At 67.1% G+C, this 18,213-nt stretch carries 16 protein-coding genes; 9 read left to right on the forward strand and 7 right to left on the reverse strand.

From position 1 onward, the window contains the following. Positions 1–396: 396 nt before the first annotated feature. The 8 genes from ASF22_RS19370 (at position 397) to ASF22_RS23465 (ending at position 8,270) form a co-directional block, all read left to right on the forward strand. A complete protein-coding gene (locus ASF22_RS19370) occupies positions 397–1,110 on the forward strand; it encodes a cobalamin B12-binding domain-containing protein (RefSeq protein ID WP_056267550.1) in 714 nt (237 codons plus the stop codon). Positions 1,111–1,145: 35 nt separating this feature from the next. Then, on the forward strand, positions 1,146–2,600 hold the full coding sequence (gene ppsR, locus ASF22_RS19375) for a transcriptional regulator PpsR (RefSeq protein ID WP_082483850.1): 1,455 nt from the start codon (positions 1,146–1,148) through the stop codon (positions 2,598–2,600). Positions 2,601–2,729: 129 nt separating this feature from the next. Continuing rightward, on the forward strand, positions 2,730–4,067 hold the full coding sequence (locus ASF22_RS19380; RefSeq protein ID WP_056267318.1) for a BCD family MFS transporter: 1,338 nt from the start codon (positions 2,730–2,732) through the stop codon (positions 4,065–4,067). A 14-nt stretch (positions 4,068–4,081) separates the two neighbouring features. Next, positions 4,082–5,263 (forward strand): geranylgeranyl diphosphate reductase, encoded by a 1,182-nt coding sequence (locus tag ASF22_RS19385; protein ID WP_056168843.1) that lies wholly within the window; start codon positions 4,082–4,084, stop codon positions 5,261–5,263. Next, positions 5,263–5,757 carry a TspO/MBR family protein gene (locus ASF22_RS19390; protein WP_056168846.1) on the forward strand — a complete coding sequence of 165 codons (495 nt, stop codon included), beginning with the start codon at positions 5,263–5,265 and terminating at the stop codon, positions 5,755–5,757. The genes ASF22_RS19385 and ASF22_RS19390 overlap by 1 nt, the downstream gene beginning before the upstream one ends. Before the next feature lie 4 nt (positions 5,758–5,761). Further along, positions 5,762–6,109 (forward strand): hypothetical protein, encoded by a 348-nt coding sequence (locus tag ASF22_RS19395; protein ID WP_082479323.1) that lies wholly within the window; start codon positions 5,762–5,764, stop codon positions 6,107–6,109. 34 nt (positions 6,110–6,143) lie between these two features. Further along, positions 6,144–7,727, forward strand: a complete 1,584-nt coding sequence (locus ASF22_RS19400) for a cytochrome c (protein WP_056267321.1) — start codon at positions 6,144–6,146, stop codon at positions 7,725–7,727. 138 nt (positions 7,728–7,865) lie between these two features. Beyond that, on the forward strand, positions 7,866–8,270 hold the full coding sequence (locus ASF22_RS23465) for a PilZ domain-containing protein (protein WP_082483854.1): 405 nt from the start codon (positions 7,866–7,868) through the stop codon (positions 8,268–8,270). Positions 8,271–8,442: 172 nt separating this feature from the next. On the opposite strand, the gene ASF22_RS19415 is transcribed toward ASF22_RS23465, so the two are convergent. After that, positions 8,443–9,702 (reverse strand): glycosyltransferase family 87 protein, encoded by a 1,260-nt coding sequence (locus ASF22_RS19415; RefSeq protein WP_056267555.1) that lies wholly within the window; start codon positions 9,700–9,702, stop codon positions 8,443–8,445. A 247-nt stretch (positions 9,703–9,949) separates the two neighbouring features. On the opposite strand from ASF22_RS19415, the gene ASF22_RS19420 reads away from it, so the two are divergent. Then, positions 9,950–10,441 (forward strand): hypothetical protein, encoded by a 492-nt coding sequence (locus ASF22_RS19420; protein WP_056267329.1) that lies wholly within the window; start codon positions 9,950–9,952, stop codon positions 10,439–10,441. A 59-nt stretch (positions 10,442–10,500) separates the two neighbouring features. Here ASF22_RS19420 and ASF22_RS19425 read toward each other — a convergent pair whose 3' ends face one another. The 6 genes from ASF22_RS19425 to ASF22_RS19450 all read right to left on the reverse strand — a co-directional run bounded on the left by ASF22_RS19425 (position 10,501) and on the right by ASF22_RS19450 (position 17,244). After that, complete coding sequence (locus ASF22_RS19425; protein ID WP_056167310.1) at positions 10,501–11,361, reverse strand: transglutaminase family protein; 861 nt, start codon at positions 11,359–11,361, stop codon at positions 10,501–10,503. A gap of 134 nt (positions 11,362–11,495) precedes the next feature. Next, a complete protein-coding gene (locus ASF22_RS19430) occupies positions 11,496–12,089 on the reverse strand; it encodes an LUD domain-containing protein (protein ID WP_056267332.1) in 594 nt (197 codons plus the stop codon). Further along, positions 12,086–13,630, reverse strand: coding sequence for a lactate utilization protein B (locus ASF22_RS19435; protein WP_056267334.1), 1,545 nt, complete (start codon positions 13,628–13,630; stop codon positions 12,086–12,088). Before ASF22_RS19435 ends, ASF22_RS19430 begins: the two co-directional genes overlap by 4 nt. After that, positions 13,627–14,370: a (Fe-S)-binding protein gene (locus ASF22_RS19440; RefSeq protein ID WP_056167303.1), complete on the reverse strand. Its 744-nt coding sequence runs from the start codon at positions 14,368–14,370 to the stop codon at positions 13,627–13,629. The genes ASF22_RS19435 and ASF22_RS19440 overlap by 4 nt, the downstream gene beginning before the upstream one ends. Before the next feature lie 75 nt (positions 14,371–14,445). Then, positions 14,446–16,206, reverse strand: a complete 1,761-nt coding sequence (gene poxB / locus ASF22_RS19445; protein ID WP_056267337.1) for a ubiquinone-dependent pyruvate dehydrogenase — start codon at positions 16,204–16,206, stop codon at positions 14,446–14,448. Positions 16,207–16,449: 243 nt separating this feature from the next. Further along, complete coding sequence (locus ASF22_RS19450) at positions 16,450–17,244, reverse strand: response regulator transcription factor (RefSeq protein WP_082483855.1); 795 nt, start codon at positions 17,242–17,244, stop codon at positions 16,450–16,452. Between the last annotated feature and the right edge of the window lie 969 nt (positions 17,245–18,213).

Consider the following 18,213-nt stretch of genomic DNA (forward strand, 5'->3'; position numbering starts at 1 on the left):
GCTGGCTTTACGTCAATGGAGATTTACTGAATGAATGCAGAATAGTTACAGCTTTGGGATTGTCAAAATGGTTCCGAAGCGTATCGTCGCGGCCTGCACCGACACGGCCACGGTCGCTGTCGAGGGTTTGAGAAGCCCCCGAAAAGACGTGCTTGAGGACGCGGAAGCTCGACGATCAAGATCGTAGCGAAGCAAGAATGCCGTCAGCGACATTGGGAGATTCCAATGGATGAGATGAGGCAGTCCGTTGAGGGCTTCGCTTACGAGGGATCTGGCGGCGACATGCCGGATCTCTGTCGATCGAGCCTCGAGTCCAGGCTCAGCCGCGTCGCCCAAGGGGGACACTGGGGCGATGAGCTCGCGCGCCTCGTCGAAGCGGAGATCATTCCCCGCCTGATGATCGTTCACCGGCCAGAGCCGCGCGGTGAAGTATGTAGTATATTGCCTAGCGCTGAGCAGATCGAGACCTTCAGCACGCTCATGCTCGCACCCGCGGGCGACGCCGTGGAGGCTCGGATCGCAGCGCTGATCGAAGAGGGGCTCACGCCCGAAAGCCTACTCCTCGACCTCCTGGCGCCGACCGCACGCCACCTCGGCGTCCTCTGGGAAGAGGACCTGTGCGATTTCGCCGAAGTGACCGTGGCCATGGGCCGGCTGCAGCGGATCATGCACGAAGTCACCCGGCGCTTCGGCGGCGAGACCCCGCAGCATCGGCACGGGCGCAGCATCCTTCTGTTGCCGTGCCCGGGCGAGATGCACAGCTTCGGTCTCGCCGTGGTCGAGCAGTTCTTCCGCGATGCCGGCTGGGACGTCACCAGCACCGCGCGCGATCCTGAGGGCGACCCCTTCGCGCGGGTGCGGACCACATGGTTCGATGTCATCGGCCTGTCCCTGGCCTGCGAGGCGCTGCTGCCGAGTCTGAACGACGCCGTCGCCGGCCTGCGGCGGAATTCGCAGAATCGTGGGGTTCGTGTCATGGTCGGTGGACCGGTCTTCACGGCCGCTCCGGATTCCTGCAAATGCGTTGGTGCGGATGCAACCGCAGGTGACGCTCGCCAAGCGATCAGCATCGCCGAAAGCTTGCTTGATCTTCCGGCCAGACCCTGCTGAAAGACCCGCCCGACCACATTACCACGTGGTGCACCTTGAATAGCCTGGCGCTTCCAGCCGCGAGCGACGCGTTCGCGGCGCTTCACAAAACCCTCGGCCCCCTCGACGCTCAAGCCGCCGGGCTCCTCGTCGCGGCCGCGACGGATCTGTCCCTCGTCGTCGACGGTGAAGGCGTGATCTGCGACGCGGCCTTCGGCAGTAGCGATCTCGTGGGCGAGGGCTGCGAGACCTGGCTCGGCCAGCGCTGGGCCGATACCGTCACCATCGAGAGTCGGCCCAAGATCGCCGCCTTGCTGAAGGATGCGCAACCGGGTTCCGTGACCCGCTGGCGGCAGGTCAATCACATGTCGGCCAAGGGCATCGATCTGCCCGTGCGCTACGCCGCCATGCGCCTGAAGAGCGACGGCCCGGTCATCGTCATCGGGCGGAACCTGCGGGCGATGGCCTCGCTCCAGCGCACCCTGGCCGAGACCCAGCAGGCCCTCGAACGCGACTACCTGCGCATGCGCGGAGCCGAGACGCGCTACCGACTGCTGTTCCAGCTCGGTGCCGAGCCGGTTCTGGTGGTCGACGCGTCGACCCGTCGGGTCACCGAGGTCAATCCGGCCGCCGCACGCCTGCTCGGCAAGGCCGACAAGCGCATCGTCGGCCACGATGCCGTGGACTTGTTCGACGCGACCAGCACCCGCGACCTCGAATCGCTGTTCGCCGGCCTGCGGGTCACGGGCCAGGCGGGCGATCTCGATGCCCGTCTGGGCAATGCGCGCGGCGCCGTGCGGCTCTCCGCTTCCCTGTTCCGGCAGGAGAGTGCGACGAGCGTCCTCCTGCGTCTCACGCCCGACGCGAATCATGCCTCCGAGGCCGGACTGAGCCGCTCCAGCGCCGGCACCCTCGACGTTCTCCACAACCTGCCCGAGGGGTTCGTGGTCACGGATCCGGCGCGGCGGATCCTCGCGGCCAATCCGGCATTCCTCGATCTGGCGCAGCTCGCCACGGAGGAGCAGGTGCGGGGCGAGCCCCTCGACCGCTGGCTCGGGCGCGAGGAGACCGAGGCCGCCGCCCTGTTCGCGACGCTGGTCCAACACGGTTCCGTCCGGCACTATGCGACGAGCTTTCGCGGCGAGTACGGGGCCGTGGAGGATGTCGAGGTGGCCGCCGTCTCGGTCCCGGGTGGTGCGCAGCCCTGCCTCGGTTTCACCATTCGCAGCGCCCCGCGACGCACGACGCCGGTGGCGTCCGGTGGCCGCGAACTGCCGCGCTCCGTCGAGCAGATGACCGAACTCGTCGGGCGGGTCTCGATGAAGAACCTCGTGCGGGAATCCACCGATCTCATCGAGCGTCTGTGCATCGAAGCGGCCCTGCGCATCACACGCGACAATCGCGCCTCCGCGGCGGAGATGCTCGGCCTCAGCCGGCAGGGTCTCTACGCCAAGCTGCGCCGCTACGGGATCGGGGACCTCGACGGACCGGATACCACCGACGAGGCGTGAGCGCTCCGGCACCGGAATCGTGATGCGGAGTGTGTAAATCAAACTTGACACCGATCGGTGTCGGTCACTAGCGTTCCCGGGTGGTGTCGGCCTCGGCCGAAGTGCCGATGGCGCCAGGGAGGCCGGTGGATGGCACCGTTCGCATTCAGTTGGTGGCAGATCGTTCGCCTGGGCTTGGTCCAGACTGCGCTCGGTTCGGTGGTCGTCCTGATGACCTCGACCATCAACCGCGTGATGGTGGTGGAACTCGCCCTGCCGGCCATCGTCCCCGGCGGCCTCGTCGCCCTCCACTACGCCGTCCAGATTCTCCGGCCGCGCTGGGGCTACGGTTCCGATGTGCACGGCCGTCGTACCCCATGGATCGTCGGCGGCATGGCCGCCCTGGCACTCGGCGGATTCGGCGCCGCCGTGGCCACGGCCCTCGCCGAGACGCATCAGACGGCCGGTCTCGCCCTCGCGGTGCTGTCCTTCCTCACCGTCGGCATGGGGGCGGGCGCGGCCGGCACCTCGCTTCTCGTTCTCCTCGCCACCGGGGTCGAGGACCGGCGCCGGGGGGCGGCCGCCACCGTCGTCTGGGTGATGATGATCGCGGGCTTCGCCATCACCGCACCGCTCGCCGGCCATTTCCTCGATCCGTTCTCCGGTGCGCGCCTCGTCGCCGTTTCCGGCACGGTTTCGGCCATCGCCTTCAGCGTCGCGGCCCTGGCCGTGCGCGGTGTCGAGCCCGTCGTGGCGGCCCGCGACACGCGGGACGCCACGACGAAGAAGCCGTTCCGGGCGGTGCTCGCCCAGGTGTGGGCCGAGCCGGCCTCGCGGCGCTTCACGGTGTTCATCTTCGTGGCCATGCTCGCCTACAGCGCGCAGGAACTCATCCTCGAACCCTTCGCCGGCCACGTATTCGCGATGACGCCTGGGGGGACCACCAAACTCGCGGGGCTCCAGCACGGCGGCGTGCTCGCCGGCATGCTTCTGGTGGCCGGGCTCACCATGGGGATCGGCGGCCCCGTCCTCGGCTCCCTCAAGGTGTGGACGACGCTCGGGTGCGTCGGCTCGGCGGCGGCGCTCCTCGCCATCGCGGGCGGCGGTCTCGTCGGCCCGGACTTCCCGCTGCGCACCGCCGTGTTCGCCCTCGGGCTCGCCAACGGCGTCTTCGCGGTGGCCGCCATCGGGTCGATGATGGGGCTCGCCGGAGCCGGCGGCGAGGCCGAGCGCGGCACCCGGATGGGCGTGTGGGGCGCCGCGCAAGGCGTCGCCTTCGGTGCCGGTGGCTTTCTCGGCACCGTGGCGGTGGACGCAGCCCGCCTCGTCCTGCCGCCGGTTCAGGCCTATGCCGGCGTGTTCGCGGCCGAGGCCGCACTGTTCCTCGTCGGCGCAGCCCTCGCCCTACGCGTCGCCCACACCCCGGCCGCGCGCCGCGCGCCCCGCTCCGATCACGCCCCCTTCGCGCCGAGCCTGTCCACGAGGTGACGTCCATGTTCAGCATGTCCGAGCCGGAAACCTTCGACGTGGTGGTGGTGGGCGGCGGTCCCGCCGGGGCCACGGCCGCCACCGATCTCGCCCGGGCGGGACGGCGGGTCCTCCTTCTCGACAAGCCGGGCCGGATCAAGCCGTGCGGCGGCGCGATCCCGCCGCGCCTGATCCGCGACTTCGCGATCCCCGACGATCTGCTGGTGGCCAAGGTCCGCTCCGCCCGGATGATCTCGCCGAAGGACCAGCGGGTGGACATGCCGATCGGCGACGGCTTCGTCGGCATGGTCGATCGCGAGCATTTCGATCCCTGGCTGCGCAATCGCGCCGTCCTCGCCGGGGCGGACCTGCGCGCGGCAACGTTCGACCGGATCGACCGCGATGCCGAAGGGCTGGCGACGGTCCATTACCGGCAAGGCAACGCGCCGCGCCGGGTGCGAGCCCGCCTCGTGATCGGGGCGGACGGGGCGAGTTCCACGGTGGGGCGGGCCGAGATCCCCGGTCACGCCGCCATGAAACAGGTCTTCGCCTATCACGAGATCGTCCGCCTGCCGCCCGAGGGCGGCGACGTCGAGGCGACGCGCTGCGACGTCTATTATCAGGGGAAGCTCTCGCCCGACTTCTACGCCTGGGTCTTTCCCCACGGCGATACCATCAGCATCGGTACGGGCAGCGCCCGCAAGGGGTTCTCCCTGCGCGGCGCCATCCGCGAATTGCGGGCATCCACGGGTCTCGATGCCGGGCAGACCGTGCGCCGCGAGGGAGCCCCGCTGCCCCTCAAGCCCCTGCGCAAATGGGACAATGGTCGCGACGTGCTGCTGACGGGGGATGCCGCGGGCATCGTCGCCCCGGCCTCGGGCGAGGGCATCTACTACGCGATGCTCGGCGGGCGGCTGGCGGCGGAGGCCGCCGAGCGTTTCCTCGTCACCGGCAAGGCCTCGGCCCTGGCCCTGGCCCGTAAGCGGTTCATGCGCCTGCATGGCCGCATCTTCTTCATCCTGCGCATCATGCAGGGCGTCTGGTATCGCAACGATTCCCTGCGCGAGCGCTTCGTCGCCATCTGCCGCGACAAGGACGTCCAGCAGCTGACCTGGGATTCCTACATGAACAAGGAGCTGGTCCGCGCCAAGCCCGTCGCCCACGTGCGGATCTTCTTCAAGGACCTCGCCCATCTGTTCCGGTGGGTTTCACCGTGATGGAATCCGGCCAGTGGAACTGGACGCCGATCGCCGTGGCGGCGGGCATCGCCCTCGTGGTCGCGGTGGCCGGCGGCGTGCTCACCACCATCGGTCCCTGGTACCAAAGCCTGCGCCGCCCGGACTGGAAACCGCCGGATTGGGCGTTCGGGCCGATCTGGACCACGATCTTCACCCTCGCGGCGATCTCGGCCGTCCTGGCCTGGAACGCCGATGCGAGCCCGGAGCGGCGCAGCGCGCTCCTGGTCGCCTACGCGGTCAATGCCGTCCTGAACATCGCCTGGAGCGCGATCTTCTTCCGGATGCGCCGGCCCGACTGGGCGCTCGCCGAGGTGGTGCTGCTGTGGCTGTCGATCCTCGCCCTGATCCTCGTGACATTGCGGGTCTCCACCCTCGGGGCTGTGCTCCTCCTGCCCTACCTCGCCTGGGTCGGCATCGCGGCCGTGCTCAACCGCGCCATCGTGCGCCTCAACGGCCCGTTCGGGGCGGCGTGAGGCGATGGCTTGGCTGTTCGCTTCCGGGCACGTCGTCGACGCCATCCTCGTCCTCGTCGCCTGCGAAGCCCTCGTCCTCGTGGCATGGGGGCGCCGGCTCGCCCTGCGCCCCCTCCTGTTCAACCTCGCCTCGGGCGCGGCCCTGATGCTCGCCGTCCGGACGGCGCTGACGGGCGGCCCGTGGTGGACGACTGCCGCGTGCTTGTTCCTCTCGTTCCTGGCGCACGCGACGGAGCTCGGACTGCGTCTGCGAACTGCCACCAAAGCGTGCGCCGCCTGCGGCAACGCACCCGGATCGGCTGGCGGAACAATGCCGAAAACCGTCGCGTTCCCGAGCCATGAGTTAATATAGTTCCAGTTTTTCGATCGTGTGGAGAACAGGTGTGATGCATCGCCTCGTCGCCCTCGGCCTCGCCCCAGGCTTTCTCCTGTGCTCCGCGATCGAGCCGGCAGTTGCCCAGGACGCCCAGGCCGCGTTGATCAAGCGCGGCGAGTATCTCACCACCGCGGGCGATTGCGTCGCTTGTCATACCGCTCCCGGCGGCAAGCCGTTTGCCGGCAACTATGTCCTCGATACGCCCATCGGCAAGATCCGCACGCCCAACCTGACACCCGACAAGGAGACGGGGCTCGGCAATTGGAGTGCCGACGAGTTCTACCGCGCCTTCCACGACGGCATCACCAAGGACGGATCGTATCTCTACCCGGCGTTCCCCTTCGCCTGGTACACGAAGGTCACCCGGGAGGATGCCGACGCAATCTTCGCCTACCTCCAGTCCCTCGAAGCCGTGCGCGAGGTCCGCAAGCCTTCCGAGATCCCGTTTCCGTTCAACATCCGCACGGCTCTGATCACGTGGCGCACGGCGTTCTTCACGCCGGGGGAGTTCAAGCCCGACCCTGAATCGTCCGCCGAAGTGAACCGGGGCGGCTACCTCGTGGAAGGGTTGGGCCATTGTGGCATGTGTCACAACGCCAACAAGATCGTCGGCAACAGCGGCTTGGCGGGCAAGCTCGGCGGTGGCGTCATCGACGGCTGGTATGCGCCCAACATCACGCCCGACGACCACACGGGCATCGGCGCCTGGACCGATGAGCAGGTGGTGACCTATCTCAAGACCGGAACCGCTCCGGGTGACCGCCCCGGCGTCGCCGCTGGCCCCATGCGCCAGACGATCCAGGAATCCCTGTCCAAGATGACCGATGCCGACCTCAAGGCGATGGTCGCGTATCTGCGCACACAGAAGGCCAAGGAAACCTACAAGACCAAGGATCTCCAGGCTTTCAACGCGGCCGGAGCGCCGGGCGCCGGGACTTACCTGAGCTACTGTTCCTCGTGTCATAAACCGGACGGCAAAGGCGTCGAGGGCGCGATTCCGGCTCTTGCCGGCAACACTTCGGTTCAGGCACAAGGGCCCGAGACGGTGATCCGCGTCATCCTGGGCGGCCTCGCCGCCCAGAACGATTACGCCCCGATGCCCGCCATCGGCGCCGGCATGACCGATGCGGAGGTGGCCGACGTCACCGATTACATCCGCAATGCCTGGGGCAACAGCGCCCCCGTCATCACCGAACGCGGCGTGGTGGCCGCGGCGCGGGAGAAGACGCAGACCATGCTGGCCGGAAGCGCGCCATGCGCGGAGGTCGCACAGCCCGAGGTCGCCAAGGCCCTCGACGAAGCCGGGGCTGACGAAGCTCTGAAAGGCCTGACGCCGGCCGACTTCATTCCGCGTCTCGACGCTCTCTTGCCCCGCATCAAGGCGGCGGCCCCGGGAGCCAAGGACGACGACATCGTCAACGCGGTCACCACGGCCTTCTGCAAGGCGAGCCGTGACGATCCGGCCTACCGGAAAACCGGCTGGCATGCAGTCATCGGAAGTTTTTCGAATGTCGCCTATAGTCAGATCAAGAATCCAGAGAAGCAGGCTTCGACCCCTGGACCGATTTCTCCCGGAGCGCCCCGTCCGAACTAGACTCGCGACTGCAGCTGGGGGTGGAATTCCATCGAACTTGTTTGCGATCACGGGTCTGTGATCGCGAGGCGTTTGTACGGTATCGCTTCGTAAATCTCTCCCGCTCACTGTGCTTGGTGAGGAGTTCAGCGAAGGACGATGCGCGTGACAGCGAGTGCCGAGAGCGCGACGGAATTGGCGCGGCGCGAAGTGCGCAGCGAAACGAACTGGATCGCGACGATTCGGTTTCGCGACGGCACAGAGGTTCCGTGCACCGTGAAGGACGTATCGAAATCGGGTGCGAAGATCGGCGTTCCGGCGAGTTTGGCGTTGCCGGATGTCTTCATGCTGCGGATCATCGGCCGCGATTTCCTCTGCCTCGTCCGTCTGGCCTGGCGCCGGGGTGATTACGTCGGCGTGCGGATCGAGCGTGTCGGCAAGGTGCCGACGCCGGCCGCCCCGGTGGAGGCGCCGGTGCTTACCCCTACCCCGCCCGTGAACGAGCCGCAGAGCACGCCCTCGTCCGGGGGCCTTCGGCGCGCACGCGGTATCTCGGCGTTCTAGGCTTCTGCCCGCTCGTTTCGAGCCGGATCGGGGATGTGGGTCACGCGCCTTCCGAGCAACCGGCCTTCGCATCGTCGAAGCGCTCTACAGCGAAGACGGCACGCCTCACGCGCGAAGGCTCGGCATATCCGACCGCTGCGGTTCCCGGGCCGCGTGAACCGCAGCGCCGGTCTCACAACATCTCCGGTACGGCCTGTGCGGGCGGGCGCTGGAGTACCCGCCAGATCAGTCCCACCAGTCCCACCAGTCCAACACCGGCCAGAGACAGGGGCATCGCCCCGAGGGCGAGGCCTTCTTCGCCGTACCAGACACGCAACGCACCCGTCATGGCCAAGCCCCATCCGGAGGCGATCCAGGCGAGGGTGAAGACGGCCATCCGTTCGCGCGCCGTCGTGCGCGCCATGAGATCGGGGGCGAGGAGCGCCAAGCCGACACCGAGGATCGGAAGATCGTAATCGTAGGCGTAGGGGCTCACCAGAAGGCTCGCGACGGCAGTGAGCCCGATCACCTGGCGGGTCGGCATCCGGCGGCGGATGGCGAGGGCCACCAGACCGAGGGCGAGGAATGCGACGCAGGCCTGAACCGCCATGGCCACCGCGGCGGACGCGCCGAGGGTCCGCACGACGGCATAGGCCGAGATCATCCGGAACAGGGGATAGAGCCCCTGTTCCAGGAAGGCCCCCGCCTCGGCGACACCACCGAGGAACGCCCTCCAGACGGACGGGCCGAGCACCAGGGTGGCGAGCGCGGCCGATGCGCCCGCCACGCCCGCGGCGATGAGTGCCGTGCGCCAGTCGCGGGTCATCGCGGCCTGGAGCGCGAAGCCGACGGCGAGATGCGGCTTGATCGCCATCAGGCCCAGGGGCAGCCCGGCGCGCGGGTCGTGGCGCGCGAGATAGAGGCAGGCCAGGCCGATGAGGCTGCCGCTCAGGAACCCGTTCTGGCCGCAGGCGATGGTGACGATCAAGGCGGGAAACACGAGGGCGAGGAGCGCGCCGAGATGCTGTGGGGCCAGACGCCGCAGGACCATCAGATAGGCCGCCAGGGTGCCGCCCGTGAACAGCAGGTAGGCCAGTCCACGGGGGAGGAGCGCGAAGGGCGCCACCACCAGGTTGAAGACGGGCGGGTAGGTCCAGGGCAGGAAGGTATCGGGCGCCCCGAGGGTGCGCTGTGCCAGAAGCAGCGTCGTAAAATGGTACGCCTGTTCGACCTCTCCGCGCCAGACCAGGCGGCCCGCGATCAGGAACGCGTCGAAATCGATGAGCACCGTGATCCGCCCGAGCGATGGCCAGGTGAGCTCGATCGCCTTCGTGACCAGCAGCACGAAGAGGAGAGAGAAGATCACCCTTTGCAGCAGGGGCGACCGGAGCGGATCCGCGACGGATCGGGCGACGGCCTGATCGTCGGAGGCTCCGGCCAGGGCAGTGCGCATGATCTTCGTCTCGGTTGGGACCGGCGGCGAGCCGACCCCCGTCATCGTGCGCCGACCCTTGCCGATAGGCCTTTAAGAGTCCGTGAAATGGGCCGTGCCGCTGCTTTGCGTGGGCCCTCGGCGGATCGCTGGCGCGGGCCGGCGGACGTGATAGGACATCGGCACGTCGGCGGCGGGGTGCGGCCCGCGTTGCGCAGGTGCGGCCGATCCATGTCGGCGGTCGGCACCATCGGAGAGGATCGAGATCGTGCGTTCTGGACTTGCCGTCTTCCTCGGTGCCCACCTCGGGGCGGCCCTCCTCGGTTCGGTTCCGGCCCGGGCGCAGCTCGATATCGACGATCTCGTTCCCTGCGCGCAGGAAGGGCAGGTCTGCCGCATGCCCCACGCGACCAACGTCTATTTCGGCGTCACCGGCCGCACGAACGGGCGCCCCTTCCCGCAGGGCGGCTCGATCCTGTGCGCCGTCTCGACCTTCGGCGATCCGGCTCCGGGCCTCAGCAAGATGTGCTGGTACGCGCCGCTGGCCGCCTCCGGCCGTCGCGAGGAGCCCCGGCGACGGGATCTTCGCGATGACGACTGGCGTGGCCGCCGCGACAATCGCCGGGACGAGCGCGACGACGACCGTGATGATCGCGTCCGCGGTCGGGGCGATTCCGAGCGCCGTTCGGACGGCTACGACCGGCGCGGCTCGGATGCCTACGAGCGTCCCCGGCGCGATCGGGATTCCGGCCGGTACTGAATCTGTGGCTCGGTCACGCTCCGGCGGGGCGACCAGCCGCGTCGGCGCTCCGATGAACGTCAGGCGGCACCCGCATGCGGCGCCGGCACCTCCGTCGAGATGGCGTCCACCGTTCGCTGGGGCGGGCTGCCCAGACCGTCCGAGCGGACGATGCGGATCTGCTGGTTGATGGGCTGCATGTTGCCGTAGGGCGTCGAGAATGCGATCTCGGCGGCATCCCGGCCGACGCCGATGCGGACGAGACCGTCGAGGTCGGCCTGTCGCGTCGCGTCGAACAGCCACCAGCGCCCGTCGAGATAGGCCTCGAAAACCGCGTGGAAGTCGCTCGGCACGAGGCCGTGGGCGTAGCAGCTCACGAAGCGGGCGGGGATGCCGAGCGCCCGGCAGAACGCCGTGCCGATATGTGCGAAGTCGCGGCAGACGCCGGCGCGCTTCAGCAGGCTCTCGTCGGCGGTGGTCTCGCCGTCGCTGGTGCCGGGCTGGTAGGTCAGGTGGTCGTGGATCCAGTTGCAGATCTGGTTCACGCGGGCATGGCCCTTGGGCAGGGCGCCGAACTCGGCCTGGGCGAAGGGTGTCAGGCGGTCCGACGAGACGAAGCGGCTCGGCAGCAGGAAGGGCAGGATGTCGAGGGGCAGTTGGCCGATCGGCGTCTCGTTGATGGTGGCCGGGTCGGCCCGGTGGACGGTGAGTTCGACCTCGGCGTTGTATTCCAGCGCGAACTGCCCCATCGGCACGTTGACGCCGAGATAGCGGTTCAGGAGATCGGGCGTCGTGTAGATGTCGCGCTTGAGATTGGGGGTCAGCACCAGGGATTCACTGAGGATCTCCAGGCTCCGCAGCTTGGCGACTTCCAGGTTGAAGATGAAGGTCGTGTCCGAGAGGATGTTGTACGACAGGCTGCAGCCGAGGGTGTAGCGCATGGAAGCTCCTTCCTTTGTGCCCGCACGGGTGCAAGCCTTTGTGCCCGCACGGGTGCAAGGTTTACGCCCGTTCGGACGGAAAAGCTCCGCGATCGAGCCACCGCTGCCCTTCCCGCGCGCCATGCGCGGATCGCTCAGGCCCGGGGCAGCAGGATCACCGTGAGGGAGCGCACGCCCTGCGCCCCATGGATCAGCACACCCTCGATATCGGCGGTGGCCGAAGGGCCGGTATGGAGCACGGCGTAGGCGGCGCGGCCGAAATCGGGCCGGCGATAGGCCGCCTGGATGTTGACCAGGATATCGGCCGGATCGAGCAACACCACGAGGTGCTGGGCGAGGTAGGCCACGGCGTTCACCTGCAACTCGTCCTGGGTGAACAGCACCGAGCCGGTCTCGGCGACACCGAACACCGCGCGCACGATGGCGACATCGACGTCGGCGAGGTCCTGCGGGCGGGCGACCGCTCCGAGATCACGGTTTCCCGTGATCTCCGGCACGGCGGAGGCGATGACGGCCGCCGTGTCGAGACGCTCGCGCACGGCGGCGAACGGATCGGCGCCTGGGACCGGGGCGGCGATGCGGCCGCCCATGCGCTTCAGGCGCTCGCCGAACTCCGCCACGTGGTCGTCGCCCACGAGGGGGGGAAACACCGGCACCTCCGGCAGGGGATGGTCGCCCGCCGGGCGGTTCTTCCGGATGCGGGCCAGGGTGTCGTCACGGGCGCTCATTTGGCGCCGTCCTGCTTGGTCATCCGGTTCTGCTTGTACCAGCTATGGAAGCTCTGGCGCGGGGTCTCGGGCATCTCGCGGCCCTTCCCCCAGGTGTTGAGCGGGTTGTAGACGGCGAAGCGCGGCAGGGCCCTGAGGGCGGAATCGGCCGCCCCGATGGCGGCGCGGTAGGCGGCCGGCCGGCTCAACACCTGACCCGCCGCCTTCATCATTCCCTGCTTTAGCAAAGGAATCTGGTGCTCCTCGGCCAGGACCTTGCGCCACGCGAAGATCTGCTCGTGAATGTTGATCTTCACCGGGCAGACGTTGGTGCAGGAGCCGTTCATGGTCGAGGAGAACGGCAGGGTCGAATACTTGCGCTTGTTGAAGGTCGGGTCGATGATGAGCCCGATGGGTCCCGAATAGGTGGCGCCGTAGGACAGGCCGCCCGAGCGCCGGTAGACCGGACAGGTGTTCATGCAGGCGCCGCAGCGGATGCATTTGAGCGAGGTCCAGAACTCCTCCATCCCGAGGCGCTCGGAACGGCCGTTGTCGACCAGCACCATGTGCATTTCGGTGCCTTCACGCGGCCCCCTGAAATGCGAAGTGTACTGGGTGATCGGCGAGCCCAGCGCCGAGCGCGACAGCAGGCGGATGAACACGCCGAGATGCTCGATGCGCGGGATCAGCTTCTCGATGCCGATGGAGTGGATCTGAAGCTTGGGCACGTTGCCCGAGAGGTCGGCATTGCCCTCGTTGGTGCAGGTGACGACGGTGCCGGTTTCCGCAATGGCGAAGTTGCAGCCGGTCATCCCCGCATCCGCCTCCAGGATGAGGGGGCGCGTGTGCATGCGCTGGCTCTCGGCCAGGTAGTGGGCGTCGTCGTTCTCCGGGTCGGTGCCCATGGTCCGGGCGAAGACTTCCGCCACGTCGAACCGGGTCTTGTGTACCGCCGGCACGACGACGTGGCTCGGCTCCTCGTTGTCGAGTTGCTGGATGCGCTCGCCGAGATCGGTCTCGATCACTTCGATGCCGGTGCCGGCCATGTAATGGCGAAAGCCGCACTCCTCCGTGAGCATGGATTTCGACTTGATCAGCGTCTTCGCGCCGTGATCCTTGAGAATGCCGTGGACGATGCGGTTGTGGTCGGCCCCGTCCGCCGCCCAGTGGACGTGAACACCGTTGGCCCGGGCGTTCGCCTCGAACTCCTCGAGGTATCGGTCGAGGTTCGACAGGGTGTGGGTCTTGATCTGGGAGGCGAGTTCGCGAAGCTCCTCCCATTCTGGAATGCCGAAGGCCGCGACATCGCGCTTGCCGCGCAGGTCCCACAGGCGGGCGTCGTGCGCCTTCTGGTGCAGGGGGGCGGCCAGAAAGCGCTCGGCGGCCTCGGCCTGGTCGATGGGCCGGTCGCCGCGGATCTTCGCGCCGCGCGGCTGCGGTTCGCGGGGCGCCTTCACCGCCACAGGCTTCGTCGCGGCTTCCGCGTGCTGGAGGCGCCGGCCGTCCTGGCCGTGGTCGCTCTCGGGAGCCGTCTCGCGCAGGCCCTGATCCTCGATGCTCATGCGGCGGCTCCGTTGAGGATGCGGGCGATGTGGATGAACTTCAGGGGCGTGCCGAGCCGGGCGGCGCAGCCCTTCTGGTGCATCATGCAGGAGGAATCGGCCGAGACCACGTAGGCGGCGCCGGCCTGGGCGTGGTCGGTCACCTTGTCGTAGCCCATCTTGGCCGAGACGGCGGGCTCGAACACCGAGAAGGTGCCGCCGAAGCCGCAGCACTCGTCGGGGCGGGCGGGCGTGACGATCTCGATGCCCTTGACCTTGCTGAGGAGGTCGAGGGGCTTGGAGTAGTAGGGCTTGTTCAGCTCGGACGGCCGGGCGTGGTGGATGCCCCGCAGGGCGTTGCAGTTCGAGTGGTAGCCGACCTTGTGCGGGAAGGAGGCCCAGGGGAATTCCTCGACCTTCAGGATGTCGTGCAGGAATTCCACCAGTTCGAAGGTCTTTGCCCGGACATCCTTCACGTCGTCCGTCTGCGGGATGGCGGTCAGGTGCTCGCGGACCTGATGCGCGCACGAGCCCGACGGCGTGACGACGTAGTCGAACCCGGTGAAGTTCTTCACGAACAAGGCTTCGGTGGCGGCCGCCTCGGCATGGCAGCCGGTGTTGGTCATCGGCTGCCCACAACAGGTCTGGTCGAACGGGTAATGGACGTCGAGGCCGAAGCGTTCGAGCAGTTCGAGGGTGGCGATGCCCACCTCCGGCTCGAAGGCATCGACGTAGCACGGCACGAACAGTCCGATGCGCATGGCGTTTTTCTTCATTTCGTGGGCGGCGCCGGAGCGCCGCCCACCCTGGAAACATTCGAAACGATGGTTCCGGTTCTAGCGAAGCAAGTTCGTCTTGGCGAGGTCGAGGACGGAATCGCCGCGCCCGCTCATGACCGCACGCATGACGTAGAGGCTGAACCCCTTGACCTGCTGACCGTCGATCTTGGGCGGCATCGACAGCTCCTGGCGGGCCACCACCACATCGAGGAGCGCAGGGCCGTCATGGGCCAGCACCTCCCGCACCGCGCCCTCCAGTTCGGCCGGGTCCTCGACCCGCACGGCATGGATGCCCGCACCCCGGGCCATGGCGGCAAAGTCCGGATTGTCGAGGGCGACCCCGGTCTCGATGTAACCGGCAGCCTTCATCTCCATCTCGACGAAGCCCAGCGTGCCGTTGTTGAACACCACCACCTTCAGGGGGAGCTTCTCCTGTCGCAGCGTCAGCAGGTCGCCCATCAGCATGGTGAAGCCGCCGTCGCCCGAGAGCGAGACCACCTGCCGCCCCGGCTGCGCCGCCTGCGCACCGATGCCCTGCGCCATGGCGTTGGCCATGGAGCCGTGGACCCACGAGCCCAGCAGGCGGCGCTTGCCGTTCATCTTGAGGTAGCGCGCCGCCCAGATCGTCGGCGTGCCGACATCGGCGGTGAAGACCGCGTCCTCGGCGGCCGCTTCGCTCAGGAGCTTGGTGAGGTATTGCGGGTGGATGTGGTTCGTTCCGGCCTTCAGTCCGAACCAGCCCTTCTTCGGGGCGCCGGTGGCGAGGTCGTCCAGGTCCTCGCGGGCCTTGGCGTAGTGCTTGAGCGCCGCGTCGAGGTGCTTGCGGTCGTCCTTCGGGGCGAGCTTCGGCATCAGGGCCGCGATCGTGTCCTTCACGTCGCCGACGAGGCCGAGATCGAGCTTGCACCGGCGGCCGAGCTGTTCGGGGCGGAGATCCACCTGGGCGATCTTCGCATCCGTCGGGTAGAACTGCCGGTAGGGAAAGTCGGTGCCGAGCATCAGCAGGGTATCGCAGCCCATGATGGCGGCGTAGCCCGACGAGAAGCCGATGAGGCCCGTCATGCCGACATCGTAGGGGTTGTCGTACTCGACGAACTCCTTGCCGCCGAGCGCGTGGACGATGGGACTCTTCAGGGTCTCGGCGAGCTGCAGCAACTCGGCATGCGCTCCGGCGCAGCCCCGACCGCACAGGAGTGTGACGCGGCGCGAACCGTTGAGGAGGTCGGCCAAGGCGTCGAGTTCCCGGGTGGCGGGGCGCACCATCGGCTTTCTCGGAATCAGGCCGGCATTCGGCGCGATGTCCCGCTCCGGCGCGTCCTTCAGTGCGACATCGCCCGGGATCACCACCACGGCGACGCCGGACAGCCCGATGGCCGCCCGCATGGCGTTCTCCAGAACCTGTGGCAGTTGCGAGGGGTCCGAGACCATCTCGCAGTAATGGCTGCATTCGCGGAACAGGTTTTCGGGGTGGGTCTCCTGGAAGTACCCGGAGCCGATCTCGGCAGACGGGATGTGGGCCGCGATGGCAAGCACCGGCGTCCGCGAGCGATGGCAATCGAACAGGCCGTTGATGAGGTGCAGGTTGCCCGGGCCGCACGAGCCGGCACAAACGGAGAGTGCGCCGGTGAGCTGGCTCTCGGCTCCGGCCGCGAAAGCCGCGACCTCCTCGTGGCGCACATGCACCCACTCGATGGTGTCGCGGGCCCGCAGGGATTCCGTCAGGGCGTTCAGGCTGTCGCCGACGAGGCCGTAGATCCGGGCAACGCCCGCCTGCTCGAGGGTCTCGACGATAAGGTCTGCGACGGTGACGATCTTCATGGGCTTGATCCCTCTGCTGGGATTTCAAACCGTACGGGATCGCCGCGCGTTCCCGGATTGCTGCGTTGCGGCAAAGTCAAGCGCGCTGTCCGCCGGGCCGTCGCGGAAATTGCCGGCGGACGGAGGTGGTGCGCGGCCAAACCCCGAAGTGTCTGCGCCGAACGTCGCCGCAGCCGGTTCTTGCACCGCGCAACGACCTCGAACGCTCCGAGACGAGCACCCGGAGGGTATCGTCACCGACAGCTATTCGTTGGTAAAGTATTTGTTCGTGAGGTAGGCGACCTCGGTTCGATTCTTTGCCTTGAGCTTCTTCATGATGTTGCGAACATGAACTTTTACGGTGCTCTCGCACATGTTGAGTTCGTAGGCGATGATCTTGTTCGGCGTGCCTTTCCGCAGGGCGCGGGCGACGCTCATCTGTCGCGGGGAAAACGCTTCATCGTCCGCCCTCACCGGTTGTGGCTTCGCGGAAGCGTTGGCCAGGGCGTTCAGCATGCAGGCCGCGGGCACATAGACGCCGCCGGCACGGACGAGATGCAGGGCCTGCACGGCAACGTCGAGGGAGCTGGTCGTCGGGATATAGCCCTTCACGCCCAACTGAAGAATCTTGACGATGGTTTCGGGGCTCTCGCTGTCCGACATCACCATGGTCGGGATCGTCTCGTTCCAGGCGCCGAGCTCGGCCAGGTCGTGGCTGATGGCGGCGAGGTCCGCGTCCGCCGCCTGGTGTCCAGGCAGGCAGAACACCACGAGGCAGGCAGCCAGACGCGAGACCTCGCTCTTCCATTGGTCGAGACTTGGATACAGTTCGAAGGTCGAGATCTTGTCGGTAGTGCGAAGCGAGGCGAGGAGGCACTGTCCGACCAGAGGACGGCGATCGATCAGAATGATCGTGTTGCCGATCGCGTTGGCCAGAACCACGCCGGCCGCCGTCAGGTCATTCTCCGAGGGGAGCGTATGATGACGATTCAAGTGACTTTCGAACTTGAAATTTTGTCCGGACGAGAGGCCGGCACGCACAATATCAATATTGCTCATGATAAAGCCCCTCTTTAATATAAATCTAGATACCAATACTATTTTCTAACAATTTTTAGTTTTTGCCCGAGCCTTGACGCTCGTACCCATCTCCACGGTCCGACACGCCATCGGCGATGAGAGATGTTAGTGAAATCTTAACGGATTTGTCAAGCTAACTCATTACCCCTTTTGGCGTATTCGCGTCCTTGTCCTGGTGTTCGTCTGGTCGAATGCCTTGGGATGGAATCACCGAATGCAGTCTCGGCCGTGCTTTCGATGAAATGGTGCCTATCGCATTTCTCCAGCCGCGGACGACAAACCCATTCGTAGGAGCCATGTCTTCTGTCGGTTTCTCATCATCGGGAAAAAGGATCGTCCTTCGCGGGGCCGACCCATACGCTTCAGTTCGAGTTCCTGGGGGCGGCAGTCGACGGCGATACTGATGACGCAACGGTCGTCCACTGCCGCCCCCGCTTCCACCCGTCGCGATCGCCGGCTTCCTGTGTAGGGCGTTGCTGGGTTTCCCCGGCATCCCGACGGGCGCCTGCCGCGCATCGTGCACCGCCTGCCGCCCCTCGGCGACGGCTCCTACGCTCTCTGCCTGCTCCACAATCTCATACTCGATCTCGCCTTCGCCGCCCTCGTGGCGGTGGGCGCGAGCGACCGCTACGGCTGGGGGCCACCCTGGCGGTCCTCATCTGCCGTATCGCCTCCACGTTCGCCCAACGCTTCGCCGAGGCACCGTCGACGGCGGGCCTCATCCGGTTTCGCCGCGCCCCAGTGGCCGGCGTCACCGTGGGCTGAACAGCCGATCGCCCGCATGCAGAGACGAAGTCAGTAATCATCCGCACCCGAAACATGCCGCATCCGGCGGCGGGCTTGGGATTCGCTCACCTTGAGACTTAAATTCTCCGTTGCGAGATGATAGTGTCCGTCTTACGGCGAAACATCGCTGCATTTGGTGTCTGCTTTTGGACGTACGGATAT

It is taken from the genome of Methylobacterium sp. Leaf87, from assembly GCF_001422775.1.
Taxonomy (GTDB): Bacteria; Pseudomonadota; Alphaproteobacteria; order Rhizobiales; family Beijerinckiaceae; genus Methylobacterium.